Below are 26,846 nucleotides of genomic sequence, written 5' to 3' on the forward strand. Positions count from 1 at the left end.
CAGGCAATAATCAGCCCGAATCGTGCAACCCACTCCAACCATTCCTTCCTATAGTTAACCAGAGCCAAACCATCTGGAGCTGGTCCCCCTATGAGCGCCCTGAACATCAACGGCCGTGAATACACAGTCGACGTCGACCCTGGCACCCCTATCCTCTGGACCCTGCGCGACACGCTGGGCATGACCGGCACCAAGTTCGGCTGCGGCGCGGCGCTGTGTGGCGCCTGCACCGTGCACCTGGATGGCCAGGCCATTCGTTCCTGCGTGACGCCCATCGCCGCCGCCGTCGGCAAGAAGATCACCACCATCGAAGCGGCAACCAACGGCAGTGATCCGGTGGGCAGCGCCGTGCACGAGGCGTGGGTCAAACACGACGTGGCGCAATGCGGCTACTGCCAGAGTGGCCAGATCATGAGCGCAACGGCTTTTCTCAAGGCCCAGCCCAAGGGCAAGCAGCCCACGGCGGCCGAGATCGACTCGGCCATGGCCGGCAATATCTGCCGCTGTGGCACTTACGCCCGAATCCGCGCCGCGGTGGCTGATGCCGCCAAAGCCATTGCCTGATCGGAGCTGACCATGCTGAACGAGATCTTCCCGAACGAGCTCCCCCGCGCCTTGCAACATATGCTTGAACGTGACGAGGCTGACGGCCCCGCTGCCCTGCCCCGGCGCAGCTTCCTCAAGATCGTCGGCATCGGCGGGCTGGCCTTGGGTGCGTTTCCACACCTGGCCCTGGCGCAGGAAGCCAATGGCGCCGTCGCAGCGCCGCTCAAACCGACCCAGCAACCCTCCGCCTTCGTGCAGATCGCGCCCAATGGCGAGGTCACGGTCACCATCAATCGGTTGGAATTCGGCCAGGGCGTGCAGACCGGCCTGCCCATGATTCTCGCCGAAGAACTGGATGCCGACTGGAGCCTGGTGCGCAGTCGCAACGGCAGCAACGACGCGGCCTACATGGACCCGGCCTTCGGCATCCACCTCACGGGTGGTTCCAACACGATCAAGAACAGCTACACCCAGTACCGCGAACTTGGCGCCCGTGCGCGCGCCATGCTGCTGAGTGCAGCCGCCGCACGCTGGAACGTGGACGTGGCGAGCCTGAGTACCCAGGCCGGCATGGTGCTCGGCCCGGCGGGCCGTAAAGCGAGCTACGGCGAACTGGCGCAAGCCGCGATGGCGATGCCTGTACCTGAGCAGATCACGCTCAAGGACCCCAAGGATTTCCGCATCATCGGCCAGGCCACCACACGCATCGATGCCAAGGCCAAGAGCAGCGGCCAGCAGGATTTCGGCATCGACATGCACCTGCCGGGGCAGCTCACGGCGGTCGTCGCCCGGCCACCGGTGTTCGGCGCCAGAATCGCTGCTCTGGACGACAGCGCGGCGCGGGCCACCAAAGGCGTGAAGGCCGTGTTGCGCGTACCGCTGGATGGCGGCGCCGAAGGTGTCGCGGTAGTCGCCGACAGTTATTGGCAGGCGAAGCTGGCACGCGATGTGCTGAAGGTGGAATGGAACGCGTCCGCTGTGGAAAAGGTGGACAGCGAAAAACAATTGGCTCAATACCGCGAGCTGGCCAGCCAGCCCGGCCCGTTGCACTTCGATGCCGACATGACGCCACTCGCCACGGCGCCGCATCGACTGGAGGCCGAGTTCCTGTTCCCCTACCTCGCCCATGCCCCCATGGAACCGCTCAATTGCACCGTGCAGCTTGCCGGCGATGGCGCTCAGTTGTGGGTCGGCACACAATTCCCCGGCGGCGATGCGGCGGCCGCCGCCAAGGTGCTGGACCTCAAGCCCGAGCAGATCCAGGTGAACGTGCAAACCGCTGGCGGAGGTTTTGGCCGGCGCGGCGTACCCACCAACGATTTCGTGGTACTGGCTTGCGAAGTGGCCAAGGCCGCCCGCACCGCCGGGGTCGATGCGCCTATCCGCACACTCTGGAGCCGGGAAGACGACATCAAGGGCGGCTACTACCGCCCCATGCACCTGCACCGTGCGCGCATCGGTTTTGATGACAGTGGCAAGGTTCTCGCCTGGGACCACGCCTTGGTTGGCCAATCGATCATCACCGGCACCGTGTTTGGCGGGCGGGTGAAAAATGGCATCGACCCGACCGCCACCGAGGGCCTGCGCGACCCGTATCCGCTGCCCATGCGGCTGACGGTGCATCACCCGAAACTCAACGTTCCCGTACTGTGGTGGCGCAGCGTCGGTTCCACCCATACGGCTTTTGTGATGGAAACACTGATCGACGAGATCGCCCGCACCACCAAACAGGATCCGGTGGCCTACCGGATGAAGTTGTTTGGCGACCAGAGCCCACGCCATCGCGCGGCGCTGCAATTGGCCGTGGACAAGAGCGAGTACGGCAAGCGCCAGCTACCGGCGGGCCGTGCCTGGGGCGTGGCGGTCCACGAGTCGTTCAGTTCGGTGGTGGCTTATGTGGTCGAGGCCTCGGTGCAGGATGGCCGCCCGGTGCTGCACAACGTGACCGCTGGCGTGCACTGCAACCTGGCCGTCAACCCACGCAGTGTCGAGGCCCAGGTCCAGGGCGCGGCGCTGATGGGCCTGTCGATGTGCCTGCCCGGTGGCGCCATCACCCTGAAAGACGGTGTCGTGCAGCAGAGCAATTTTGCTGACTTCAGCGTGCCGCGCATTACCGACATGCCGGAATTCGCCGTCCACATCGTGCCCAGCGCCGAGCCGCCCACGGGAATGGGCGAACCCGGCCTGCCAGCGTTGGCCCCGGCGTTTGCCAATGCCGTGGCGAGCCTGACGGGCAAACCGTTGCGCGAATTGCCGTTCAAGTTGGCGTGAGCGGCGCTTGAGGCTGCCTGGCCGCAATGCCAGGCAAGCCTCACGATCACAAGCGAATCCGCTTGATGTCCCGCTGCGGGGGCTCTCCAAACAGGCGGCTGTATTCACGGCTGAACTGCGAGGCACTTTCGTAGCCCACCAGCCCCCCTGCACTGCTCGCGTCGACCTTCTGGCTCAACATCAATTGCCGAGCAGCCTGCAGCCGCAGTTGCTTCTGGTACTGCAACGGGCTCATTCCGGTCACGGTCCGAAAATGCTGGCGGAAAGTGGAAGGACTCATGTGCGCTTGTGCCGCCAGGTCGTCCATGCGCAACGCCTGGCGGAAATTCAGTTTCAGCCAGGCGACCGTCTTGGCAATGTGTTGGCTGGGTGAACCGGCGGCGATGACATGCAGCAGCTGCGGCGCATGGGCACCGTTCAACAGGCGAGCGACAACCTCTTCCTTGATCAGCGGGGCCACGGTCTCGAGCAACTGCGGCTCGTCCAGCAGGTCTATCAAACGCCTCAGGGCATCCAGCACCCCGGCATCCAGCGCCTGTACGGTAATCGGTCGAAACGCGTCGTCTTTCATGCGTTGTGACAGCTGCATGCGCTCGGCCACTTGCATCACCATCGTGCTGTCGAATCTCAACATCATGCCCAGGAACGGCTTGGCGACGCTGGCCTGGGAGACGTGGGAAATGACCGGCAGGTCCACGCAAGTCACCATGGACTGGCCGGGGGCATAAGTCAGTATCTCGTCCCCGATCATGGCTTGCTTGCGGCCTTGCAAGGTCACGCCAATGCCCAGGCCGTAGATGCAGTGCATAGGCGCGGTGATTGCCTTGCGCCGATGCAGGCTCAAACCGGCAATGGCGGTCATCTGGTCACCCTCGCTGGGCACAAGCCGGCTGACCGAGCCGGCCAGGCGACTGAGGTCGCTGGCGCCCTTGTCGCTTTTGAAATCGGTGTGCACACTTCACTCCTTGCAACATCGGGCCCACGACTTGCGGTGATGCCGAACACTGCTCGGCATCACCGCAAGTCGTTGATCAATATGGGCGCAGTATGCTGGGTCGGCGGTTCGAACCGCTTGCCTGATTGGCGCAAATTCTTGCACGATTCAACGAGCTGCAACCGGCGTAAGCCACTCAAGCCCAGGTATTACAAGATGTTTCGCGGGTTGAGAGTGCACAAAATGATGGCTTGGCTCGAAAACTAAAGCCCTTGGAAGATATAGCCGGTCGACCGTTGATCATCCAACGCGACACCTGCTTGCAGCAGTCGTTGGGCCAGGGCCGGCGTTTCGACCCGCACTTTCCAGTTCAGGCCTGTCGGTGCCTCGGGGGCGCGGTCGTAGCGAATGATCGCTTCAACCAACTGCGCCCGATCAGGCAGGTACACCGCCAACGCGTTGCCCTTCCAGGCGGCGACGTTCATGCCCAGCGCTTCACACAGCGCAATCTTGGCCTGGGCATCGTCCCGGTCCGCCTGGCGGGAACGTTCGATCTGATCGGCCAGGATCGGATCGACGACGCGGTCGGTAAACAAGACCTCCCCCGTCTCCCAGACTTCGGGAGGACAGATCTTGTCGGCTGGACGCAAGGCAATGTGCGGATTGATTTCCATCGGGTAGATTCGACAGACCAACGGCCGCTCTTCATAGATGCCGCAACGACCGTCGTCGCCGAGATTGCCGCACTGGGTCAGGGCATTGCCGGCCAACACCGCAACGACTCGGATCCGGGCATCGCCACTGGTGACTTCCACGGCTCTTTGGGCGCTATGGGCGAATTGTCGTGGCTCCGAAGGCCAGGTCGACTCATCGAACGCCTCCAGCACGACCGCCACCTCATGTCCGCGTTGCAACCATTGCCTCGCCTCGTCCAACGTCAGTGGAATCAGCCGACCTTTGCAGCAAATCCCGCAGCCGTTGCAGGCAAAACGGACAGTATTGTTTTCCATATCAAGCACTCGCACACATGTTTTCGACCGCCTTCAGCAGGCCCTGCCACTGCGATACAGCTGTGGCAGGGCCTCCGGGCCGCGAGAGTATGTGGAGCGAAACGCCAATCCGCTTGCCGGATCCGCCGACATAGTTGCCTGATCCAAGGTGTTTTCAAGGGGCAACCCTTGGCAGGAAAAACCGTTGTTTCAGGCAACCCTTCACTGCAGATGCCGGGAACGCAGCATCATTGAAGATGATCGGCGTCGATCACTGCCTGGGCGAACGCTTGCGGCGCCTCTTGGGGCAGGTTGTGACCGATGCCGCCGTCGATCAGGCGATGCTCATATTTGCCGGTGAAGCGCTTGGCATAGGCTTCAGCGGGTGGATGGGGAGCGCCGTTGGCGTCGCCTTCCAGGGTGATGGTCGGTACGCCGATCGACGGGAACGTTGCCAGTTTCTTTTCCAGCCCGTCGTACTTGGCTTCGCCCTTGACCAGGCCCAGACGCCAGCGATAGTTGAAGATTGAAACCGCGACATGATCGGGGTTCTGCAAGGCGGCGGCGCTTCGGTCGTACGTCGCGTCATCGAAGTTCCACTGCGGCGACGCCAGCTTCCAGATCAGCTTGGCGAAGTCGTGGGTGTTTTTCTCGTAACCCAGGCGGCCACGTTCTGTCGCAAAGTAGAACTGATACCACCACTGCAACTCCGCAGCCGGCGGCAGCGGTGCCTTGCCGGCCTCCTGGCTGCCGATCAGGTAGCCACTCACCGCCACCAGCGCCTTCACCCGCTCCGGCCAAAGGGCCGCGACAATGTCAGCGGTGCGTGCGCCCCAGTCATAACCGCCCAGCACGGCCTGCTTGATGTTCAGTGCGTCCATGAAATCGATGAGGTCGCTTGCCAGCGCAGAAGGCTGGCCGTTGCGCAGGGTCTTGGCAGACAGGAAGCGCGTATCGCCATAACCGCGGGCATAGGGAATCAACACGCGATAGCCCTTATCCGCCAGCGCCGGCGCCACATCTGCATAGCTATGGATGTCGTAGGGCCAACCGTGCAACAGGATCACCACCGGCCCATCGGCGGGACCGACCTCGGCATAGGCAACGTCCAGCAACCCAGCCTTGACATGCTTGAGCGGGCCGAACGACGTGTGGCTGCCGGGGGTGATCGCGCCGACAGTGCTCGCCGGCCCATCGGCCGCGCTGGCCTGGGACGAGGTCAATCCCAAGGCGCCAAGCTGCATCATTGCCAACGCCAGAAGGGTTGGCGCGAGCAGGCGGCGATGGCGGGAAGCGGAGGTAGGGTTTATGTCCATGTGAAGCTCCTTGCGAACGACGTGGGGTGAGCCGGTGAGACGGCTTGGGCTGTCTCGATGGGTCCCATTTGACGTTGGCCAGGTATCGCGGATGTGTCAGCGACGGGCTTGAATGCAACGGTTCGTATCGGCCATGTCCCTGGATACACAGAGATACATTCGTGTTACGCGCTTGCTGCGGGTTCGGTCGAGGGGGCAGCCAGTCGCTTAAAGCGGCTTCCCATGAAACGCCTGCCCCAACACCGCCAACCGTTCTGCCAACGGCGGCAAGCACTGACTGCTGCGGGTCAGGATGCCGATATTGTCGGCGTTGCGCTCAGCCACGGCCTGCACGCTTTGCAGGCGCTGGTTGATGCCCATCGACGCCTTGGATTGTTCCTGGGTGGTGCTGGCGATCAGGTCGTTGAAATGATTGATCACGGCGATGTCTTCGACGACGGCGTGCAACAGTTGCGAAGCCAGTTGGCTGGCGGACACGCAGCGCTCCACCCCATCGCGGCTGTCTTGCATCGCGACGGCGGCCTGGCGGCTGCCTTGCTGCAGCTTGGTGATGATCTGCTGGATCTCGGTGGTGGATGTCGAGGTCTTTTGTGACAGGGTGCGGACCTCGTCGGCCACCACCGCGAACCCGCGGCCCTGCTCGCCAGCCCGGGCCGCCTCGATGGCGGCGTTGAGGGCCAGCAGGTTGGTCTGCTCGGCAATGCCGTTGATCACATCCAGCACCTGGCCGATCTGCTGTGCCTGGTCGGCCAGGACCTGTACGGTTTCGTTGGTCAGGTTGATGCGCCCTGCCAGCTCGACGATCTCTTCCCGGGTCTGGTCAACCGTGCTGCGTCCGCGGTTGACCTGCTCGTTGGCCTGGCCGGCGCGCTGTAGGGTCTGGTCGACATGGCCGGCGATGTTTTCCATGGCCTCGACCAGATGGCTGATCGCACCACTCATCTGTGCCACTTCGTCGAGTTGGTGACGGGCACCGGTTTCCAGGGTCTGGCCAACCTGGGACAGGTCCTGGCCCAGGTCTGAGAGGTTGCGGGTGTCGCGCACCACGCCGTCCACCAGTTGGGTGACCTGCTGGAGGAAATGATCGAAACGCTCGCTCGAAGAGACCTTGACGCCGTCGCTGCGCTGCCTGTCGGCGCCGTGGCTCAACTGCGCGGCTGCCGCCAGTACCTTGTCGAGCACCTCCTGGTTTTCCGTGGCGTCGGCCAGGCTCTGGTTCGCCAGGTAAATCAGGATCACGCTTTCCACCACCACGTAGAACGCGTGGAGGAAGATCATCGACCAGCCACCGTGGGTGTCCATGACGAATACCGGATAACCCTGGTGTTGAAGCCAGTGAAAACCAAGGTGATGAACCGCGATGGTGGCGGCGGCAACGACAATCGGCAGCCAGTCACGGTAGAACGTCAACACGGCCAGCAGCACGAAGATCCCGAAGTGGAATTCGATCACGCCTTGGGTCTGGTTGATGTGCAAGGCCGCCATGACCATCAGCGCCACCGCGATGACGCAGCGCATGGCCCGGGTGCCGGCCAGGACGCGATAAAGCGCGGTGCTCGCCACGCAGGTGGTCGCCCCCACCAGCAGCGCCTGGGTGAACGTCGAGTGCAGGAATGCCAGGCTCAGGGAATACAGCAACGTGAGCCAGAGTAGCCCCAGCATGATGCGGTCGGCTTTACGGTGGTGATCGTTAAAGCGCACGGGCGATGTCATGGGGGTCGTCCTTTTCAAAGACTTGGAGGTCCGTTACCGAGTGCCGCTAACGGCTTAGCGGCGTTTCGAGAGGGAACTTTAACTGATTATCATCAATTGGTGGCACTGCGCCATCAAGCTTTTCTCAGCGGTCTTTGCTTTATGATGTGCGCCATCTCATGACTGACTGATGGAACCCCCATGACTTTCGATTTCGACACCGTATTGGAGCGCCACGGCACCGGCAGTACCAAATGGAGCCGCTACCCGGCCGATGTGCTGCCAATGTGGGTGGCCGACATGGACTTCCCCGCCCCGCCGGTGGTCATCGACGCGCTGCACAAGCGCCTCGAGCATCCGATGCTGGGCTACAGCGTCGCCCAGGACAATCTGCGCGCGGCCATCGTCGCTGACCTGTGGAGCAAGTACGCCTGGCGCGTCGAGCCTCAGCAGATCGTGTTCCTGCCTGGCGTCGAACCGGGTTTCAACATGGCGCTGCATGCCCTGGTGGCCCCCCAACAGAATGTCGTGGTGCAGGTGCCCAACTACCCTCCGCTGCGCCACGCCCCCGGTCACTGGCAGCTGAACAAAGTGGAATTGCCGTTCACCCCGGTCAAGGGTGAATTCCATACGCCGTTGGCCGCGTTGCGCGAAGCGTTGCAGGGCGGCGGCGCCCTGTTGCTGAGCAATCCCCACAACCCGCTGGGCAAGGTGTTTGGCCGCGAAGAACTCAAGGCCGTGGCGGACATTTGCCTGGCGCAGGACGCTTGGATCATCTCCGACGAAATCCATGCAGAACTGTGCTTCGACGGCCGCGTGCACATTCCCACCGCCTCCCTCAGCCCGGAGATTGCCGAGCGCACCATCACCTTGATGTCCGCCAGCAAGGCCTACAACATCGCCGGGCTGAAAACATCGTTCGCCATTATCCAGAACGCCAAGCTGCGCGAGCGGGTCAACAACGCGCGGGCCGGCATGGTCGACAGCGTCAATGCCTTCGGCCTGGAAGCGACCCGTGCGGCCTACAGCGAAGCCGGCCCATGGCTGGAGGCCTTGAAAGCCTATCTGCAAGCCAACCGCGATTACCTGGTCGAAGCGGTGAGCACCCGTCTGCCGGGCATCACCATGACCGTGCCCCAGGGTACTTACCTGGCCTGGCTGGATTGCTCCGGGCTGGGGCTGGATGACCCACAAGGATTTTTCTTGAAAGAAGCCAAGGTCGGGCTGAGTGCCGGGCTGGATTTTGCTGACGATGCCGGGCAGTTCGTGCGCCTGAACTTCGGCTGCCCGCGGGCATTGCTGGAGGAAGGCCTCGCACGGATGGAGCGCAGCCTGAAAGCCAGGGGCTGATTCAACTGCCAATGTCCCTTGTGGTGAGGGAGCAAGCTCCTTGCCACAAGGGTTTGAGCTTTATTCATGCATATCCGGCGCATAGACAAAGCACAGCTTGTTCCCCTCCGGGTCGCGGCAATACGCACCGAAATAGCCTTCGCAATACTGCGGCCGCGGACCCGGTGGACCTTCGTCGGTACCGCCCATGGCCATCGCCTGCTCCCAGGCAGCGCGGACGGTTTGCGGGGAATCGGCGGCGAAGCTCACTTGCATGCCATTGCCCCAGGTCGCGGGCAGGCCATTGAAAGGCAACTGGACAAAAACCTGCGGCCAATACTTGCCGGGCTGACGCCAGCCTTCTCCCGGCGGGCCCGAATCGTTTTCGCCCTCGATGCGTTCCAGCCCCAGGCAACCGAGGACGGCATCATAAAAAGCGACCATTGTCGGCAGGTCGCGCGCGCCGATCTGTATGTGGCTGAACATTGCCCTGCTCCTTAACGACACCGGTACTGACATTGGAGAATACAGGCTCGTCCAATGTTCGCCACAGCCCACCCTTCACCGACGAAACGACCACTGTCACGCTCATCGACTGGCCGGACAATCCGACCGAACTCTGCCCGAAAACCCAAAGTCCACCCTCCATCGCAACCCACCTGGAGAACGACGATGGTCGATTACCCTTTCCCGCCTTTCCCGAAACAAAGCCAGCCGGTGCCCGGCACCCAGCGCAAAATGGACCCTTACCCGGACTGCGGCGAACAGAGCTACACCGGCTCCGGACGACTGGCGAACAAGATCGCCCTGATCACCGGCGCCGACAGCGGCATCGGTCGCGCCGTTGCCATTGCCTTCGCCCGTGAAGGTGCGGATGTGGCGATTGCCTACTTGGACGAGCATGAAGACGCCCGGGAAACCGCACGCTGGGTCGAGCAGGCTGGGCGTCAATGCCTGTTGTTGCCCGGTGACCTGGCGGACAAAGGCCTGTGCCGCAAGATCGTCGATGAAACCGTTACCCGCTTCGGTCATATCGACGTCCTGGTCAACAACGCCGCGTTTCAGATGACCCACGAAAACCTCGAGGACATCCCCGACGAAGAATGGGTGCGTACCTTCGATATCAACATCACGGCGATGTTCAGGATCTGCCAGGCTGCTGTTCCGCACATGAAGCCTGGTGGCTCGATCATCAACACCAGTTCGGTCAATTCCGACATGCCCAAGCCGACGTTGCTGGCCTATGCCGCCACCAAAGGCGCCATCGCCAACTTCACCGGTGGCCTGGCGCAGATGCTCGGGCCCAAGGGCATTCGCGTGAACAGCGTGGCGCCGGGACCGATCTGGACGCCGCTGATCGTGGCGACCATGCCCGAGGAAGAAGTGCAGAATTTCGGTTCCCAGACACCCCTTGGCCGCCCCGGCCAGCCGGTTGAAGTGGCGCCGATCTATGTGCTGTTGGCCTCGGACGAAGGCAGCTACATCTCCGGAGCCCGTTATGGGATTACCGGGGGCAAGCCGATGCTTTAAGCATGGCGCAGTGTTTTACCTGAGGCGAGGGAGCACTCAGCCAATGGGCCTTGCCCCTAATACCTGTGGGAGCGAGCTTGCTCGCGATAGAGGCAGGTCAGGCAACATCAATGGCGGCTGGTTTACCGCTATCGCGAGCAAGCTCGCTCCCACAGTGGACTGTGCCCGGCCAGTCGCCCATGACGCATCCGAGCGACTCGCTCGAAACGCCAGACCTTGTGCGGGAAGCGCATGTCTTCGCGTACCGGAAACGGTCGGTTACCAGGAACAGGAAATAAATGAAACCCCGGTCTTTTCCTGTGCCTCAAACCCAGTAAGGGCCTCATGCAGAGGCCATCCTGATCAGGAGGTCGTCATGTCCGCACCTTTCGTCAAACTGTTCACACAGCCCGAATTCGTCTGGGCCGACATACGCGAGCAGGAACAGGCACATCCACGCCATTACCTGGCTCATTTGCTGCTGCTCGCGCTGATTCCCGCGGTGTGCCTGTTCATCGGCACCACCTGGACCGGATGGAGCCTGGCCGAAAACGAAACGGTTCGGCTCAGCAGCACCAGCGCGCTTCAATTGTGCGTGCTGCTGTACCTGACCATCGTCGTCGGCGTCACGTTGATGGGGCTGTTCATCCGCTGGATGTCCCGCACCTTCGAAGCGCGCCCGACGGTCAACCAATGCATCGGTTTCGCCGCCTATACCGCAACGCCGTATTTCCTGGCCGGAGTCTTCGGGCTTTACCCGAGCCGCTGGTTGGCCGTGGCGGTGCTGTTGCTGGCATCGGCCTACTCGACATTCCTGCTGTTCGTCGGGCTGCCCAAGTTCATGGGCCTCAAGAAGGAACAGGGCCTGCTGTATTCGGCAAGTGTCTGGGGCGTGGGCCTGCTGGTATTGGTGACGATCCTGGTGGAAATGATCCTGCTCTGGTTCAACTACCTGCAGCCGGAATATTTGCGTGTCCCGGTGGGCTGAATGCGTTTTCGGGGGGTACATCACCGATGACAGCGGCTTGAGATGATCTGTGGGAGCGAGCTTGCTCGCGATGGCGGTGGTTCAGTGACATGGATATTGAGCTTGCTGGCCTCTTCGCGAGCAAGCTCGCTCCCACAAAGGAACTGCGGCGTATAGCCGCGACACCTTAACCTTTCTTCATACCGATACGCCTGCGCATCTCAGCCGTAATACTCTGCCGAGTCTTCTTCAGCCCAGCCCAGGGCTCATGACCCACCTGCGCCAGACGCTCATGAACATTGTGCACATTCCACAGGTTCGCCCCCTTGAGCTCAGCCACCTCCTCACGAAATATCGGCACGGACACCGGCAACCCCTCCCGGGTCCTGGCGGCGTAGGCGCAGATGGTCGTGGAGCCCAGCCCATTGCGCAGGTAATCGATGAAGATCCGCCCTACCCGGTTCTTCGGCCCGGACACCGCCGAAAAACGGTCCGGCAGCAGCTTGGCCATGTGACTGACAATCGCATGACTGAAGCCCTTGACCTCGTCCCAGCCCAGTTTGCGTGTCAACGGCACCACCACATGAATGCCCTTGCCGCCGCTGGTCTTGAGGAACGCCTTGAGCCCTAGTTCATCGAGCACCGACAAGGTGAGCTGCGTCGCCTCGACCATGCTTTTCCAGGGCAGCGCCGGGTCTGGGTCGAGGTCGAGGACGAAGCGGTCGGGCTTGTCCAGATCGACAGACGTGGCATTCCAGGTGTGCAGTTCCACCGTGCTCATCTGCACCGCGCCGATCAGCGCCTCGGCGTTGTTGATGATCATCACCGGCTGCCCGGTCAGTTCCTTGTCCAGGCTGGTGATACCGGGAATCGCCAGGCGCTCGGGGTTCTTCTGGAAAAACAGCTCACCGGCGATGCCGTCCGGCGCCCGGACCAAGGCGACCGGGCGATCTTCCAGTTCCGGCAGGATGAATTCGGCAACGCTGGCGTAATACTCGGCCAACTGCAGCTTGGTGGTGCCACTGCTGGCGTCGATGACCCGCTCCGGGTGAGTGATGCGGACCTTGCCGTCCATGGCCGGGGCCTTGGCTTTTGTCCTGGTCTTTGCCTTGTGCGGTTTCGCGTCGGGTTCATCCTGGGTGCTGGTTTTTTTCGCCGCAGTGGTTTTTTTCACGGGTTTGGCAAGCTCCTGGGTAATGTCCTTGGCCGGCTTGTCGTTGCGCAAGCCATGGAAGACCGCATGGCGCACCGAGCCTTCCTTAGTCATTTCGGCAAAGGCCACTTCGGCCAGCAGCTTCGGTTCCAGCCAGTGCACGCCCTTGGCTTCGTAGCCGGTGGGCGGGTTCACCACGGCGGCCTTTTTCGTCTCCAGGGGCAGCAATTGCTGGTAGATACTCTTAAGGGTGGTTTCGTTGAAGCCGGTGCCGACCTTGCCGGCGTAGCGCAACTGGCCGCTGTCGGCATCATGCAGCCCCAGCAGCAAGGCACCGAAGGCACTGCGGGCGCCTTTGGGGTCGCTGAAGCCCACCACCACGAACTCCTGTCGATTCTTGCATTTGAGCTTGATCCAGTCGTTGCTGCGCCGGGACACATAGGCGCTGCCGACGCGCTTGCCGATCAGCCCTTCCATCTGCATCTGGCAGGCGCTGTCGAGCAGCGCGTCAGGGGGTTCTTCAAAGGCATCGGAAAAGCGCAGCAAGGGGCTTTCGTTGGGCTCCAACACGGCGGCCAATGCGGCCCGGCGCTCTTGCACCGGCACGTTGCGTAAATCCATGCCATTGAGATAAGGCACATCGAACAGGTAATAGGCAATCTGGCCGCTGCTGCCGGCCTCGAAGGCGTTTTGCAAGGCCTGGAAGTCCGGTACGCCCTGCTGGTTGGCGACGACCATCTCGCCGTCGAGCCAGGCCGATTCCAACCCCAGCGCGGCCAAGGCCTCGGCCTGTCTTGGCAATTTGTGGGTCCAGTCATGGCCGTTGCGGGTGAGCAGCCTGACGTCGCCGTTTTCGATCCGCGCCATGACCCGGTAACCGTCGAACTTGATCTCATAGAGCCATTCGCCGTCGGGCGCGCTTTCCACCAGGGTCGCCAGTTCCGGCTTGAGGGTTTCTGGCAGCGGCCCGGCGACCGCACCGCTGAGGGTGCTTTTCGAGGCGCGTTTCGGCGATTCCGGCCGCGCGGCTTTTTCCGGTTGTTTCACCGCTTTGGCGGCAGCCTTGCCTCGACGCTTGGGCACGAGGGTGCGATCGCTGAGCACGCTGTCCGGCTCGGCCTGGACCACGTCGTATTCGCTTTCGGGACGGGCGGCCTGGTCCTGATGCTTGATCAGGAACCACTGTTCCTGCTTGCCGGGCATATGGGTGCGTACCAGGTTCCACAGGCCGCTGAGCTTTTCGCCTTGCAGCTCGAACTTGAGCCGGCCTTTTTCGTAGGCCTCGTGGGGATCCCCCTGGGGAATCCAGACGCCCCGGTCCCAGACGATCACGTCACCGGCGCCGTAGTGACCTTCAGGGATGTTGCCCTCGAATGTGGCGTAATCCAGCGGATGATCTTCGACATGCACGGCCAAACGTTTGGCTTTGGGGTCCAGGGAGGGCCCCTTGGGCACCGCCCAGCTCTTGAGCGCGCCGTCGAGCTCCAGCCGAAAGTCGTAGTGCAGCCGCGAGGCATCGTGCTTTTGAATGCAGAACTGCAAGGCGTGGGCGGTTTTTGCCGACTTGCGCGAACGTTTCGCCGCCGGTTCCGGGGTGGCGGCGAAATCTCGCATGCGGTTGTAGTCAGCCAGGGTCTTGCTGCTCATGGACCACCTGACACCTGTTGCAAGGCTGGGTCGGCAACCGGCCTCCCGGCGGTTTCCGCGAGCAACTGATCGACCACCCGGCTCAAGGCCTGTTCGACCGAATCGCCCAGTAGCAGGCCTTGTTCGTAGAGCACGATTTGCCGATCGGCGCTGGTGCCTTCCTGGACAATCGCGCGGGCCTGCTTGAACACGTCCTGAACGCCCAGCTCGGCCGCGGTCTCACCGAAAGTCTGCTCTGCCAGGGTCAGCCACTCACCGATCAGCATCGGCTGCTCCTGCCCCTCGACGATAAACTCCGCGAGAATCCCGTGGCGCTTGGCCCGCCAGCGGTTTTCCTTGAGGATCCACTGGGACATCTGGCTATAGTGGGCACCGGGCCGGCGCTGCGTCACGGCATGGGCCACCATCAGGCGAAACAGCGAGACCAGACAAAGGACATCGTCCGCCCGCGGGCAGGCATCGCAAATGCGCAGCTCCAACGTGGGATAACGCGACGAAGGCCGTATCACCCACCAGCAATCGCTGGCCTGGCGAATGGACCCGGTGCGCATGAGCATGTCGACGTAGCCGCCGAACGCCGATTCATCTTCGAAATACTCTGGCACCCCCATGCGCGGCCATTCATCGCAGGCCACTTGTCGATAGCTGCTGAAGCCGCTGTAGCCACCGTTCCAGAATGGCGATGACGCGCTCATGGCCAGGAACATCGGCAACCACGGCAGGACCTCATTCATGATCCGCACCCGATCCTGCGTGGCCGGGACTTCCACGTGGACATGCAGGCCCGACAGCACGCTGCGCCGCGCCACCCGCTGGTAATCATCGAACAGTTGCTGGAAATGCAGCTCGTCGGTGGGTTGCAGCACCTGGGTGGCCATCGGGTGTGAACCGGCACTGAGCAGGCCCAGGCCATAGGGCGCCAGGCGCTGGTTCAGGCCCGTACGCACCTGGTTCAGGTAGTCGGCAGCCTCGGGCAGGCTGCGAAAGATGGGCGAGGCCATTTCCACCTGGCATTGGAACATTTCATGGGCGAAATGCTTGCCCAGCTCGGCCTGGCACGCGGCGACAGCCTCCGCAGGGGGTTCACCCGGCATGCAACGGGTGCTCAGGTCAGTGATGAAATACTCCTCTTCAACGCCGAATTTCATGCGTCTGTTCATCGATAGTCCCTCCGATAGCCCCGCCCAGACCTGCGCCAATGCGGGTTACAACCAACGCCACCACGGCGATCCTTTCCACGTCCTGATAACCCGGCGTGAGCAGTTCCTCACCGAACACGTCCGGGTCCAATTCCTTGTAGGTCCAGCCGAAATCCGCCGAGTCACGCCATTGCCCCAGCGCTTCGAGGAACGGATCGCGCCCATCCACCATGGCCACGCCGGTGTAGAGCACCAGCGAGCCGCCAGGTGTGAGCCGGGGCAAGGCCTGCTCGACGATGCGCAGCGACAGCCCGGCGCCCAGTGTGCCGCCGCCATGGCGGTAGGCGCGCTCGGAGGGGTCGGCCATGTACGGCGGGTTGGCGACGATCAGGTCGAACTGGCCTGGCACGTCCTGCAACACGTCGCTGCGGGCGACCTCGACGTTGGCCACCTCCGCCAGCGCGGCGTTCACGGCGCTCAGGCGCAGGGCTTGGGGGTTGATGTCCACGGCCAGCACTTGCGCTTCACGACGGGCGCGGGCAATCACGATGGCCCCGACACCCGCGCCGCAACCAATGTCCACGGCGCGCTGCACGGCCGTGAAGTTCTGTTGCAGGTGAGTATGGATCAGTTGGGCGAAACGATAGCTGTCAGGGCCGAAGAACACCGCATCGCTGGCTTGCGTGGGAAACTGCGAATGGGCAAACAGCAAGCCATCCAGACTCGACCAGCGCACCCGGCTACGCAACAAGCCGTCGTGTGCTTCCAGCACTTGGGCGTCTTGCAGTTGCCGCTGTTCGTCGGTGCTGATCAGCCCCGGCGCAAATGGCCGCGACCAGCCGAACACGTCCCGCAAGGTCTTGGCGCGTTCATTACCGGGACGCTGGTTGACCCGTTCATGGGTCAACGGGGTCGGGGTGATGAAACGATAGCCGTCGGCTTGCAGGCGTCGGCCCAGTTGCAGCAATGCAAGATCCGGCTCGGACAGGCGTTCTTCTTCATTCATGCAGGGCTCCCTAGCGAAGTGCGGACTTGAGTTCGATGAACCGGCGAGTCGCCAGCAACCCGGCCGGATGACTGTGGCAGCGGGCACAGAGCCAGGGCATCAGGACTTGCATCTGCTCGTCCGGCGTGCGGCCTTGCAGCGCCTGTTGCAGGTTTTGCACATCGGGATCATCCATCGGCGTCGCGGGGGCGCAAGCCGCAACCGGAGCACGCCGGGCGCCGGACTTCACGCCCTCGTCCAGCCAGTCACCGGCGATCCAGTCATGCAGCAGCTGTTTTTCGTAGGGGCTGAAGACCCCGAACATGGCCGCGCCTGCGCCGTCGATCAGCGTCCAGAAGCGACTGTGTTGCGGGTCTTCATGGCGCTTGATCCAGCCTTTGTTCTGCATGGCCGTCAGGAACCCCTCCAACTGGCCCGGCGCCGAGAGCCACTGGTTGACGGTCTTGCCTTCGAATTTGCAGTAATCGGAATGCATGTGCTGACCGAATGGGCGTTTGCGTTCGAGCATGTCCAGCACTTCGCGCTCCAGGTCGAACGAGCCGATGATGGCCCGGCTACCCTGCCCCAGGTCGTTGAGGCGATAGCCCAGCGTGACTCGCTGCCAGAAGGCCTCGCGGTCCGCTTCCATCGGCATCAGTTGCAGCAGCGCTTGCACGGCCTTGTGGGCATGGCCGGTGCTGGCGTTGTCGATGGTGACGTGGAGGGTGAAATAGTACGGATCGATGTCCAGTTCGCTCAGCTCATAGGCGCTGATCAACAGATGCAGGGGCAATTGCTCGTAGCCCAGGTTGTAGCCGATGACCTCCGGCAGGTACTCGTCGCCGGCATAGCCCAGGGCCAGTTGCACGGCGCCTTGCAGATACAGATCGTCGTCGATGTCCGGGGCGTCCGACAGGTCGTGTTCGGCGAGCAACTTGCGATACAGCACCACATGGTTTTGCGCGGGATGACCGTCCCCCAGTTCTTCCAGGTAGGTGCACAGCAACCCTTCGAAACGGTGGTCGTGCCAGTGCTTGACCACGCCATACAGCCAGGCACCGTCCACCCGTTTGGTCGGGGCCACGGCCTGAATGAAGTACAGGGCATGGGCCTTGCCGCTGAAAAACTCCCGCGGGCCGCCGTTCTTGCGCCGCTCCAGGTAGTCAGCGTATTGCCGGGCCACGCCGGCGCTGTGTTGTTCGACCCAGGCCTGCAGCGCCGTGGGATCAGAGGGCATCTCCTGGGGGAGCGCCTCGGCTTTGGCGATGCATTGCTGGAGGAACGCTTGGGCGACGGCTTGCTTGTCGGCATCGTCGGGGCCCTGGAACAGCCGTTCATAGCATTGGCGCACCTGTCCATTATGGATGACGGGGTGCACGGTGGCCGGCTGGGATTGGAGGGGTGTCAGCGCAGTCATAAGGGCCTCTCGGGTTCTTGGCGGACGCTGAATCAGAACGTCTCTTCTGTTGCAGAGCGCGGGGAACGGCGAAAAATTCCGTTGGATTAAATGGCAGGCGGATAAACGGAGGCCTGCTGCTTTGGTGGGAACCCTCGCTTCGCTCCGGGCCTCGAATACTGAGAGCCACCAGTCGCTATCCAAGGAGCAACGATGACGTTCACAGTATGGGTAGCGGTGCTCGGCGCGGTGTTGCTGACCCTGGCCCTGACCTCCTCTTATCTGCGCTGGATGCCGGTCACCACCTCGGCGATGTGCCTGGTGCTGGGAGTCGCCATCGGGCCGCTGGGGCTGGACGTGCTGAAGCTGGACATCAGCGACTCGTCGGTCTGGATGGAACACCTCACGGAAATCGCGGTGGTGTTTTCGCTGTTCGTCAGCGGCCTCAAGTTGCGCCTGCCCCTCAAGGACCGTACCTGGCGCGTGGCCTATGGGCTGGCCGGGCCGGTGATGATCCTGTGCATCGCCGGCCTGTGCCTGGCGTTGCACTATCTGTTGGGCCTGGGTTGGGGCGTGTCGATGCTGATCGGCGCGATGCTGGCGCCCACCGACCCGGTACTGGCGGCGCTGGTGCAGGTCAACGATGCCCGGGATGACGACCGGGTGCGGTTTGGCCTGTCAGGTGAGGCGGGACTGAACGACGGTACGGCGTTTCCCTTTGTGATCCTCGGCTTGTTGATGTTGCGTGAGGACGGCAGCGGTTTTCTCGGTGAATGGCTGCTGCGCAACGTCCTCTGGGCCGTGCCGGCCGGGTTGCTGGTCGGCTACTGGATGGGCCGCGGCATCGGCAAGCTGACCTTGTCGATGCGCATCAGGAATGCCGACAGCACCTTGTCCCCCAACGATTACCTGGCCCTGGCGCTGATTGCCCTGGCCTATGTCGTGGCCGAGTGGATCCAGGGCTATGGTTTTCTCTCGGTGTTCGCCGCCGGCCTGGGGCTGCGTCAGGCCGAGGTCCAATCCACTGATGAAGGGGCGCTACCGGCAGAACACCTGGTGCAGCCGGTGGTGGGCCACGAAACCGTCGAGCCCCGACAGGCCGTTGTGGGCGATACCGAGACGCTGGACGATGGTCAATTGGCCGCTGGGGTGATGATGAGCGACATGCTGGCGTTCGGCAGCTTGGTGGAGCGGTCGATGGAAGTGTTCCTGGTGACCCTGCTGGGGGTCGTGCTGGCCAGCCATTGGGACTGGCGAGCCGTGGCGATCGGTGCCCTGCTGTTTTTCGTGATTCGCCCGCTGAGTGTGCTGGTGGTGCCCTGGCGGCGATTGCTCGACGGACCGCAACGGCTGCTGATCGGCTGGTTTGGCATTCGCGGGATCGGCAGCCTGTTTTATCTGTTCTTCGCCCTGAACCATGACCTGCCGCCAGCGGTGGCGCAACTGTGCATCGACCTCACGTTGTCGGTGGTGGCCCTGAGCATTCTGGTGCATGGCGTCACCACCCAGCCCACGTTGGCATGGTATGAGCGCCGTAAGCAGTCGAGTTGAGGCGAGTGTGCCTCAACCGCCTGGATTGCTCAGCTGGATATAGACCGAGTACGCCCCCAGCAATACCCAGAAGGTGGCGAAGATCCAAGGGGTACGCAACGAAAACAGCAACGACTTGCGGTAGCCCTTGTGGGTCGACTCCCGCTCGCTGAACAGCGGCGATTCGTCATAGGCCAGGCCCATCAAGGGTTCGGCGCGCAACAGTTCGCTCTGCTTGAAATGCCAGTGATCGATGATCTCGTAGGCCGCCTTGATGCCCGGCCAGGCATTGAGCGAACTCAGGAATCCCAACAAGGCCAGGAATGGCGGCACGATCAGCGTGAACAACTTGCCCCACTCCGGGTTCAGGTTGGCCATGCACGAGGCAAAGGCGATCACCAGGAAGGATTGGGCCGCCAGGTAAGCATCGGTTCGATTGGCCAGGATGCTGGTTTCGTATTGGATCTCCCGGCGATAGAAGTCCAGTCGCTCCTTGGGCGAGCCGAACAGTTTGGCGTTGTGTTCCGTCAGTTCTTCTTCCGGGGTAGGCCCGGTGAGTATTCTGGGCATTGCGCAGGCGGTGCCTCGATGATGATTCGGACTCATTAGAAGAACCCGGCACGCGGCAAGTTCAAGCCAATGGACCACAGGTGCAGCGAAGTCCGAGGAAACGCTGCCCGACCGCCAAGGTCTTTAATGTGTAAAGGGCTAGAGGACCGCTGCGTGGATTATCTGGGATGGGTGCAATGGCCGGCGATGCTCGTCACGGTGCTGGCCGCCTGGTTGATCGGCTCACGCCAACCCCGCCGCAGGGTGGCGGGATTCAGTTGTTTTATCGCGAGCAATATTCTATGGGTGGTCTGGGGGCTGCATACCCATGCGTATGCATTGATCGTGTTGCAGTTTTGCTTGTGTGCGATGAATTTGCGTGGGTTCAAGAAGAACACTGAATAGGCGCCATAAGCGCCTGCTCTTGTGCTGTAGGAGCTGCCGAAGGCTGCGATCTTTTGATCTTTCGCTTGGGACTCAAGTGTCTGGGGAAAGATCGCAGCCTCGTTGCACTCGACAGCTCCTACACAGCTCCGTTGCCACAGGAGCCGGGCCTTGCATTCCTGTTTACTTCATCGTCTGCCCAATGATCTGCATCAGGTCAATCTGCTTGAATGGCTTGATCAACCGAGGCAGTTGCGTGGCGAAACCTTCCAGGCGTTCGGCATAGCCGGTGGCCAGGATGATGGGCAAGGTCGGTTGGCGGTCGCGCAACAATTTCGCCAACTGCGCGCCGTCCATCTGCGGCATGGCCATGTCGGTGATCACCAGATCGATGTCCGGGTTGCGCTCGTACAGCTCCAGCGCCTGAGCCCCCGATGGGGCGCAAAGAACCCGATGCCCCAGGTCTTCGATCAACAAGCGAGTGCTGGTCAACACCAGGCTGTCATCGTCGACCACCAGCACTTTCAACTCGTGGACCGGCGGCGGCGCCTCTTCGATCGCCGCTTTGCCAGGGGCCGCATCGCCGGCCACTGGCAACCACAATTCGGCGGTGGTCCCCAGGCCTTTCTGGCTTTTGAGTATCAGGCGGCCACCCAACTGTTCCGCCAGGCCATGCACCATGGACAGCCCCAACCCCGTGCCCTTGCCGACGCCCTTGGTGGTGAAAAATGGGTCCACGGCCGAGGCCAGCGTGGCGTCGTCCATGCCCTCGCCTTCATCGGTCATCGCCAGGCAGATGTAGCGTCCGGGGGCCATCGGCTGGTCCGGCCCGGCATCAGCCCCTTGCCGCTCCTCGGCGGCAATGACGATCTGGCCGCCATGGGGCATGGCGTCCCGGGCGTTGGTCGCCAGGTTTAGAATCGCCAGTTCCAGTTGATTGACATCGGCCAGCACCGGCGACAGCGTCTCGGCGAAACGGGTCTGGATGTGTATCGACGGGCCCAGGGAGCTTTGCAGCAGGCCGCTGATGCCCTGTACCAGGGCCGACAGCTCGACCGATTCGTAGGTCAGTTTCTGCCGCCGGGCAAACGCCAGCATGCGTTGGGTCAGCGAAACACCGCGCAGCGCGCCTTGGGTCGCATTGTCCAGCAACTGAGTGAGTTTCGGCTCGCTGGGCATGCGCTTGCGCACGATTTCCAGGTTGCCAAGAATGACCGTCAACAAGTTATTGAAATCATGGGCAATACCGCCGGTAAGCTGACCGATGGCTTGCAGTTTCTGGGATTGAAACAACGCCTCGCGGGCCTGTTCAAGGGCCAGCTGGGCCTGGGTGGCATCGGTGATGTCGCGGGTGATCTTGGCAAACCCCAGCAGCGTGCCGGTATCGCTGCGAATCGCATCGATGACCACGTGGGCCATGAAGCGCGTGCCATCCTTGCGCATGCGCCAGCCCTTTTTCTCGAAACGCCCTTCGCTGGCGGCGATGCTCAACGCGCGCTGCGGCTCGCCGGCATCGCGATCCTCGGGGGTGTAGAACATCGAGAAATGCCGGCCGATGGCTTCCACCGGAAGATACCCCTTGATCCGCTGCGCCCCCAGGTTCCAGTTGGTGACCTGACCTTGTGGGTCGAGCATGTAGATGGCGTAGTCGGTGACGCTTTGCACCAGCAGGCGAAACTGCTGCTCGCTTTGCTTGAGGGTTTCCTCGGCCATCTTGCGGTCGGTCAGGTCGCGGGTGATCTTGGCGAAGCCGAGCAAGGTACCACTCTGGCTGTCGATGATCGGGTCGATCACCACATGGGACCAGAACAGCGTGCCGTCCTTGCGCACCCGCCAGCCCTCGCCCTCGAAACGCCCCTCCTGCACGGCCGTGTCCAGCGCCCGTTGCGGCAGGCCGGCGGCGCGGTCCTGGTCGGTGTAGAAACGGGAAAAATGCTGACCGAGGATCTCGGCTTCCTCGTAGCCCTTGAAACGCCTGGCCCCGGAGTTCCAACTGGTGATGATGCCCGAAGGGTCGGTCATGTAGATGGCGTAGTCGACCACCGCGTCGATGAGCAGGCGAAAACGCTGTTCTTCGTTCATGAGCGGGGTCTTGGGGGCATTATCGAGCATCTGGCCGGGGCATCCGTGTGGATTTTTACGGATTATGGAACAAGTCAGGCGCCAGGAAAAATCCTCAAGCCTTCCACCCTGTGGGAGCGAGCTTGCTCGCGATAGCGGTGGATCAGTTTGCATCAATGCAGGCTGACAGTCTGCCATCGCGAGCAAGCTCGCTCCCACAAGGGGATTTGTGGGCCTCTTGGGTAACTGACCACCAGCGCGGCAATAGGTGCTGCACCCTGGCCTCGCCAAACCGATCATCGATCAGCATCACCACCCCGCGATCCTGTTGGGTGCGGATCACGCGGCCTGCCGCCTGTACGACCTTCTGCAATCCGGGATACAGGTAAGTGTAGTCATAGCCATCGCCGAAGATCGCCGCCATGCGTTGCTTCATCTGCTCATTGACCGGGTTGAACTGCGCCAGCCCCAAGGTCGCGATGAACGCACCGATCAGGCGTGAACCCGGCAAGTCGATGCCCTCGCCGAACGCGCCACCCAGCACCACAAAGCCAATGCCTTGGCTGTGTTCCATGAATCGTTCGAGAAACGCCTGCCGGGGCGCTTCGCCCATGCCCCGCGATTGCGTCCAGAGGGCGATCTGCGGGTGCCGCTCGGCAAATAGCCCGGCCACTTGCTGCAAGTAATCGAAGCTGCTGAAAAAGGCCAGGTAGTTGCCCGGGCGCTCGCTGAACTGGCGGGCCATCAACGTGACAATCGGCTCCAGGGACGCCTGGCGATGGGCAAAGCGGGTGGAGATGCGGCTGACCACCTGTACGTCCAACTGCTCGGCCTTGAACGGCGATTCGACATCGATCCACACCGTATCGCCCGGCGTTCCCAGCAAGTCTGCGTAGTAATGTCGAGGGCTCAGGGTCGCGGAAAACAGCACGGTGCTGCGGGCCGCCGTCAGCCTGGGCCGCAGGAACGCGGCCGGCACCACGTTGCGCAGGCACAGCGTCGACAGGCTGCGCTGGCGGCCGAGTTCGCGCTTGTGGATGTCGAACAGAAAGTGCTCGTCGAAGGCTTCCGCCACCCGGCCAAACTGCAAGGCGTCGAAGTAGAACGCCTGCAAGCCGCTGTCCAGGCCCTGGGGGTGATCGTTGAGGTAATCGCCGATGGCGGTGGTGCAGGTGGCCAAGGCCTGGAGCAACTTTTCCGGCAGTTTTTCATAGGCCTGATAGGCCGCTACCTGGGGCGTATGCAAGGCGTTCCACTGGCGATTGACCCGCTCCAGGGATTTCTTCAGCGGTTCGGGGGCGGTTTTGCGCACGCTGCTCAACGTGGCCTGGTCAAGGGTCGCGCTGTACATCTGCCGTCCGCGTTCCACCAGGTTATGGGCCTCGTCCACCAGGGTCGCGACTGTCCAGCCATTGGCCTGGGCCAGGCCAAAGAGCAAGGCGCTGAAGTCGAAGTAATAGTTGTAGTCGGCCACCACCACGTCGGCCCAACGGGCCATTTCCTGGCTGAGGTAATACGGGCACACCTCATGGGCCAATGCAATGTCGCGCAATGCCGCCTGATCCAGCAAGCAGACCTGGCTTGCCGCCGCCCGGGCGCCCGGCAGGCGGTCATAGAAACCTCGGGCCAGCGGACAGGATTCGCCATGGCAGGCGTTGTCCGGGTGTTCGCAGGCCTTGTCCCGGGCGATCATTTCCAGCACCCGCAGCGGCATCGACGGCGCGCTGCGGGTAATCACGCGTGCCGCATCCAGGGCCAGCTTGCGCCCCGGGGTTTTCGCCGTGAGAAAGTACACCTTGTCCAGTTGTTGCGGCGCCAACGCCTTGAGCATCGGGAACAAGGTGCCGACGGTCTTGCCGATGCCGGTGGGCGCCTGGGCCATCAGGCAGCGGCCGGTACTGATTGCCTTGAACACCGATTCGGCCAAGTGCCGTTGCCCGGGCCTGAAACCCGCATGGGGAAAGACCAGGGCCTGCGCGCCGAGGTTACGCGCCTGCCGATGGGCCATTTCCTGCTCGGCCCAGGCCAGGAACAGCGCGCATTGTGCTTCGAAGAAGGCTTGCAACTGGGCCGCCTCGAAGCGTTGGGTGAGGCAGGTTTCCTTTTCGCTGACGATGTCGAAATACACCAGGGCCACGTCGATGTGCGGCAACTGCAGCTTTTGGCACATCAGCCAGCCATAGATTTTCGCCTGGGCCCAATGCAACTGGCGATGGTTGGCCGGCTGCTTGCTCAGGTCGCCCCGATAGGTCTTCACCTCTTCAAGGCACTGGCGGACCGGGTCGTAGCCGTCGGCCCGGCCTTTGACCGTCAATGTCTGGTAGTGACCTTCGAGGGCCACTTCAGCCTGATAACCTTCGGTGCGCCGCGAGGCAACGGTGCGATGGCCGGCGATGCCTTCCAGGGCTGTCGGCGAGGGGGTGAAGCGCAGGTCGAGGTCGCCCACCTTGGCGGTGAACTCACACAGCGCCCGCACGGCGATGCTGTAACTGGGTGTCGGGCTCATGTGCGCCCATCGCGAGCAAGCTCGCTCCCACCGATGATCTGGGGTGGCTCGTCTTCTGTGGGAGCGAGCTCGCTCGCGATGGCAGACTCTGCCCATTGCACATAACAAACGGCGACGGGCATCTGGTGCTCATGACAGAACTCCAGCCAACGCAGTTGGTTGTCTTGCAGGCGGTCACCGGGGCCTTTGACTTCGATCATGCGGTAAGTCTTGTGTTGCGGCCAGAACTGGATCAGGTCCGGCATGCCGGCGCGGTTGGCCTTGATGTCCAGCAGCAGCCGCTGGAACCAGTGCTTGAGGTGCTCGGCCGGCAAGCAATCGAGGGCCTGTTCCAGCAAGGGCTCGGACAACGCGCCCCAGAACACGAAAGGCGATTGCACGCCCCATTTTTCAATGTAACGACGCCCGATGGTCTGCCGATAGCGGCCATCGTCCAACTCTGCCAGGCAGGCCGCGAACAACTCGGCGCGACGGGCGTGGAAATCTTCATTGAGCAGGTCGACCGGCCCGCGCTGGAACGGGTGGAAAAACGCGCCCGGCAACGGCGCGAAGATCGCCGGCCAGCACAGCAGGCCGAACAGTGAATTGATCAGGCTGTTCTCGACGTAATGCACCGGCGCGGTTTCATCGTGCAGGTGGGCCTGGACGTGGTATTCCACCGACAGGCCCGGATCGACGCGCGGCAGATGCAGTTCAAGGCGCTCCACTTCCCGGGCCATGACCCGTGGCACTGGCGGGCCGCCCTGCTTGCGCCGCAGGCGAGGCACGATCCGAAGCAAGGCCTGGGTTTCGGCAGCGCTCTGTGGTGTCTGCGCCGCCGCCTCGCCCAGTTCAAGGGCCAGGGCATACTCGCCGATTCGCTCCAATACCCGGACCATCCGCAGCCGCGCGCCCGGGTAGGTGCAATCGCGATAGATGCACAAAGCCAAGGCGAAATCGCCGATACGCTCGCCATGCTGGCCGATCTGGAACAACAACTTGCCCTGGCGTCGCTCCAGCCACGGATTCTCCAAGGACAGTTCGTTGACCTGGGCGACGATATCTTCCAGGGGCTCGCCGGCTTCGAAGCGCTGCTGGCAGTCGTGCAGGAACAGACAGGCATCGACGTCGTCACGACTGCGCAAGCCCCGTGACTCGGCGCTGAACTCAACGGTTTCGTAGGTGAAGATGCCCAGGTCCGCCAGGACGAATTCCGACCAATCCTGGTAGAGGTTGCCAAAGAACATCAAGCGCAGCCTGTCGCACAGAGGCATGATCGTCAGGCTGTACAGGCGCTCGTCAAGCTCCGGACACCAGGTACGAAAAGGCTGGAGCGGGCTGGGGTGATTATCCAGGGCCTGGAGCCATTCGGCCTTTTTCGCCTTGGGGTGTTCGATCAGGTGCCCCAGGCACAGAAGGATTTCCGCCTTGAGCAGCACGTCGAACAGTTCAACGAGCCCGATGGGGGCCTGTTCCTCGACCCATCCCAAGGCCAATAGCGGCGCGACGGCGGCGCCAATGTCGCCGATTTCCGGGTAACTCAGCTTGCTATGACGAAACCGCAGCCCCTTGCGCATCACCATCCGCACCAACAAGCCTTGGGAAGCACGGGGCAGCGCTGCGAAATCGTCGATGAAGCGCTGCTCTTCGTGGCTGAGCACGTCCGCATAACGCTGGCTCAACCACGCGAGCACTTGCTGGAAGTTGTTCAGGTAGTAATACGGATCGTCGAGAGAACGGGTTGCCACGGGAAGAAACGCCAAGGGTGTCGGAGATACTGGTTATGCATACAGATAACAGCTGTAAACCACTCAGGCAACCGCAAAAGATGAACGGTCTCCTATATTTAACGTGAAATCCTTCACCTAGCGATGAACTTTCCTACGGCAAGCGAGACCAATGGCGGTTAGCTAATGTGATGGCGCGGTCGAATCAGTTGCTCCGTGTCCTTTTGATTGAGAGGT

20 protein-coding genes are annotated in these 26,846 nt (G+C 62.3%); 7 read left to right on the forward strand and 13 right to left on the reverse strand.

Annotated features, from left to right (window positions below):
• Nucleotides 1-90: 90 nt before the first annotated feature.
• Together IB266_RS04390 and IB266_RS04395 are read left to right on the forward strand one after the other, a co-directional pair.
• A complete protein-coding gene (locus IB266_RS04390; RefSeq protein WP_192260309.1) occupies nt 91-564 on the forward strand; it encodes a (2Fe-2S)-binding protein in 474 nt (157 codons plus the stop codon).
• Between the two features lie 12 nt (nt 565-576).
• Nucleotides 577-2,817: a xanthine dehydrogenase family protein molybdopterin-binding subunit gene (locus tag IB266_RS04395; RefSeq protein WP_192260310.1), complete on the forward strand. Its 2,241-nt coding sequence runs from the start codon at nt 577-579 to the stop codon at nt 2,815-2,817.
• 46 nt (nt 2,818-2,863) lie between these two features.
• Here the strand turns inward: IB266_RS04395 and IB266_RS04400 are convergent, their stop codons facing one another.
• The 4 genes from IB266_RS04400 to IB266_RS04415 form a co-directional block, all read right to left on the reverse strand.
• Entirely contained in the window at nt 2,864-3,772 is a 909-nt protein-coding gene (locus IB266_RS04400) for an AraC family transcriptional regulator (protein WP_192260311.1), read from the reverse strand.
• Between the two features lie 242 nt (nt 3,773-4,014).
• The gene (locus tag IB266_RS04405) at nt 4,015-4,761 is read right to left on the reverse strand and encodes a YkgJ family cysteine cluster protein (RefSeq protein WP_192260312.1); all 747 of its coding nucleotides are present in this window, start codon (nt 4,759-4,761) and stop codon (nt 4,015-4,017) included.
• A gap of 227 nt (nt 4,762-4,988) precedes the next feature.
• Nucleotides 4,989-6,056, reverse strand: coding sequence for an alpha/beta fold hydrolase (locus IB266_RS04410; protein WP_192260313.1), 1,068 nt, complete (start codon nt 6,054-6,056; stop codon nt 4,989-4,991).
• Between the two features lie 207 nt (nt 6,057-6,263).
• Nucleotides 6,264-7,769, reverse strand: coding sequence for a methyl-accepting chemotaxis protein (locus tag IB266_RS04415; protein ID WP_192260314.1), 1,506 nt, complete (start codon nt 7,767-7,769; stop codon nt 6,264-6,266).
• A gap of 180 nt (nt 7,770-7,949) precedes the next feature.
• Here IB266_RS04415 and IB266_RS04420 point away from each other — a divergent pair, with 180 nt between their 5' ends.
• On the forward strand, nt 7,950-9,098 hold the full coding sequence (locus IB266_RS04420) for a MalY/PatB family protein (RefSeq protein WP_192260315.1): 1,149 nt from the start codon (nt 7,950-7,952) through the stop codon (nt 9,096-9,098).
• A 60-nt stretch (nt 9,099-9,158) separates the two neighbouring features.
• Here the strand turns inward: IB266_RS04420 and IB266_RS04425 are convergent, their stop codons facing one another.
• Nucleotides 9,159-9,563, reverse strand: a complete 405-nt coding sequence (locus tag IB266_RS04425) for a VOC family protein (protein WP_192260316.1) — start codon at nt 9,561-9,563, stop codon at nt 9,159-9,161.
• 186 nt (nt 9,564-9,749) lie between these two features.
• On the opposite strand from IB266_RS04425, the gene IB266_RS04430 reads away from it, so the two are divergent.
• Nucleotides 9,750-10,607, forward strand: coding sequence for an SDR family oxidoreductase (locus tag IB266_RS04430; protein WP_192260317.1), 858 nt, complete (start codon nt 9,750-9,752; stop codon nt 10,605-10,607).
• 355 nt (nt 10,608-10,962) lie between these two features.
• Nucleotides 10,963-11,574: a Yip1 family protein gene (locus tag IB266_RS04435; RefSeq protein ID WP_192260318.1), complete on the forward strand. Its 612-nt coding sequence runs from the start codon at nt 10,963-10,965 to the stop codon at nt 11,572-11,574.
• A gap of 166 nt (nt 11,575-11,740) precedes the next feature.
• Here the strand turns inward: IB266_RS04435 and ligD are convergent, their stop codons facing one another.
• The 4 genes from ligD to IB266_RS04455 are packed head-to-tail and all read right to left on the reverse strand — an operon-like array spanning nt 11,741 to nt 17,894.
• Entirely contained in the window at nt 11,741-14,353 is a 2,613-nt protein-coding gene (ligD, locus tag IB266_RS04440; RefSeq protein WP_192260319.1) for a DNA ligase D, read from the reverse strand.
• Entirely contained in the window at nt 14,350-15,513 is a 1,164-nt protein-coding gene (locus tag IB266_RS04445; RefSeq protein ID WP_192260320.1) for a carboxylate-amine ligase, read from the reverse strand. Before IB266_RS04445 ends, ligD begins: the two co-directional genes overlap by 4 nt.
• Nucleotides 15,485-16,498, reverse strand: coding sequence for a methyltransferase (locus tag IB266_RS04450; protein ID WP_192260321.1), 1,014 nt, complete (start codon nt 16,496-16,498; stop codon nt 15,485-15,487). Before IB266_RS04450 ends, IB266_RS04445 begins: the two co-directional genes overlap by 29 nt.
• A gap of 10 nt (nt 16,499-16,508) precedes the next feature.
• The gene (locus IB266_RS04455) at nt 16,509-17,894 is read right to left on the reverse strand and encodes an iron-containing redox enzyme family protein (RefSeq protein ID WP_192260322.1); all 1,386 of its coding nucleotides are present in this window, start codon (nt 17,892-17,894) and stop codon (nt 16,509-16,511) included.
• A gap of 192 nt (nt 17,895-18,086) precedes the next feature.
• Here IB266_RS04455 and IB266_RS04460 point away from each other — a divergent pair, with 192 nt between their 5' ends.
• Nucleotides 18,087-19,424, forward strand: coding sequence for a cation:proton antiporter (locus tag IB266_RS04460; protein ID WP_192260323.1), 1,338 nt, complete (start codon nt 18,087-18,089; stop codon nt 19,422-19,424).
• A 12-nt stretch (nt 19,425-19,436) separates the two neighbouring features.
• Here the strand turns inward: IB266_RS04460 and IB266_RS04465 are convergent, their stop codons facing one another.
• Nucleotides 19,437-19,973 (reverse strand): hypothetical protein, encoded by a 537-nt coding sequence (locus IB266_RS04465; protein ID WP_092199857.1) that lies wholly within the window; start codon nt 19,971-19,973, stop codon nt 19,437-19,439.
• A gap of 153 nt (nt 19,974-20,126) precedes the next feature.
• Here IB266_RS04465 and IB266_RS04470 point away from each other — a divergent pair, with 153 nt between their 5' ends.
• The gene (locus tag IB266_RS04470) at nt 20,127-20,357 is read left to right on the forward strand and encodes a hypothetical protein (RefSeq protein WP_060742403.1); all 231 of its coding nucleotides are present in this window, start codon (nt 20,127-20,129) and stop codon (nt 20,355-20,357) included.
• A 162-nt stretch (nt 20,358-20,519) separates the two neighbouring features.
• Here IB266_RS04470 and IB266_RS04475 read toward each other — a convergent pair whose 3' ends face one another.
• The 3 genes from IB266_RS04475 to IB266_RS04485 form a co-directional block, all read right to left on the reverse strand.
• Entirely contained in the window at nt 20,520-22,448 is a 1,929-nt protein-coding gene (locus IB266_RS04475) for a PAS domain-containing sensor histidine kinase (protein WP_192260324.1), read from the reverse strand.
• A 112-nt stretch (nt 22,449-22,560) separates the two neighbouring features.
• Nucleotides 22,561-24,903, reverse strand: a complete 2,343-nt coding sequence (locus IB266_RS04480; RefSeq protein ID WP_192260325.1) for an ATP-dependent DNA helicase — start codon at nt 24,901-24,903, stop codon at nt 22,561-22,563.
• Nucleotides 24,900-26,630 (reverse strand): VRR-NUC domain-containing protein, encoded by a 1,731-nt coding sequence (locus IB266_RS04485; protein WP_192260326.1) that lies wholly within the window; start codon nt 26,628-26,630, stop codon nt 24,900-24,902. Before IB266_RS04485 ends, IB266_RS04480 begins: the two co-directional genes overlap by 4 nt.
• Nucleotides 26,631-26,846 lie beyond the last annotated feature (216 nt).

The organism is Pseudomonas sp. Pdm06 (assembly GCF_014851795.1).
Classification (GTDB): Bacteria; Pseudomonadota; Gammaproteobacteria; order Pseudomonadales; family Pseudomonadaceae; genus Aquipseudomonas; species Aquipseudomonas fluorescens_AA.

Excerpts from the sequence above, each read along its gene's own strand:
- IB266_RS04390 (WP_192260309.1), top strand. The coding sequence starts at position 91 with ATGAGCGCCCTGAACATCAACGGCCGTGAATACACAGTCGACGTCGAC.
- IB266_RS04395 (WP_192260310.1), top strand. The coding sequence starts at position 577 with ATGCTGAACGAGATCTTCCCGAACGAGCTCCCCCGCGCCTTGCAACAT.
- IB266_RS04405 (WP_192260312.1), bottom strand. The coding sequence starts at position 4,761 with ATGGAAAACAATACTGTCCGTTTTGCCTGCAACGGCTGCGGGATTTGC.
- IB266_RS04410 (WP_192260313.1), bottom strand. The coding sequence starts at position 6,056 with ATGGACATAAACCCTACCTCCGCTTCCCGCCATCGCCGCCTGCTCGCG.
- IB266_RS04415 (WP_192260314.1), bottom strand. The coding sequence starts at position 7,769 with ATGACATCGCCCGTGCGCTTTAACGATCACCACCGTAAAGCCGACCGC.
- IB266_RS04420 (WP_192260315.1), top strand. The coding sequence starts at position 7,950 with ATGACTTTCGATTTCGACACCGTATTGGAGCGCCACGGCACCGGCAGT.
- IB266_RS04425 (WP_192260316.1), bottom strand. The coding sequence starts at position 9,563 with ATGTTCAGCCACATACAGATCGGCGCGCGCGACCTGCCGACAATGGTC.
- IB266_RS04430 (WP_192260317.1), top strand. The coding sequence starts at position 9,750 with ATGGTCGATTACCCTTTCCCGCCTTTCCCGAAACAAAGCCAGCCGGTG.
- IB266_RS04435 (WP_192260318.1), top strand. The coding sequence starts at position 10,963 with ATGTCCGCACCTTTCGTCAAACTGTTCACACAGCCCGAATTCGTCTGG.
- ligD (WP_192260319.1), bottom strand. The coding sequence starts at position 14,353 with ATGAGCAGCAAGACCCTGGCTGACTACAACCGCATGCGAGATTTCGCC.
- IB266_RS04445 (WP_192260320.1), bottom strand. The coding sequence starts at position 15,513 with ATGAACAGACGCATGAAATTCGGCGTTGAAGAGGAGTATTTCATCACT.
- IB266_RS04450 (WP_192260321.1), bottom strand. The coding sequence starts at position 16,498 with ATGAATGAAGAAGAACGCCTGTCCGAGCCGGATCTTGCATTGCTGCAA.
- IB266_RS04455 (WP_192260322.1), bottom strand. The coding sequence starts at position 17,894 with ATGACTGCGCTGACACCCCTCCAATCCCAGCCGGCCACCGTGCACCCC.
- IB266_RS04460 (WP_192260323.1), top strand. The coding sequence starts at position 18,087 with ATGACGTTCACAGTATGGGTAGCGGTGCTCGGCGCGGTGTTGCTGACC.
- IB266_RS04465 (WP_092199857.1), bottom strand. The coding sequence starts at position 19,973 with ATGCCCAGAATACTCACCGGGCCTACCCCGGAAGAAGAACTGACGGAA.
- IB266_RS04475 (WP_192260324.1), bottom strand. The coding sequence starts at position 22,448 with ATGCTCGATAATGCCCCCAAGACCCCGCTCATGAACGAAGAACAGCGT.
- IB266_RS04480 (WP_192260325.1), bottom strand. The coding sequence starts at position 24,903 with ATGAGCCCGACACCCAGTTACAGCATCGCCGTGCGGGCGCTGTGTGAG.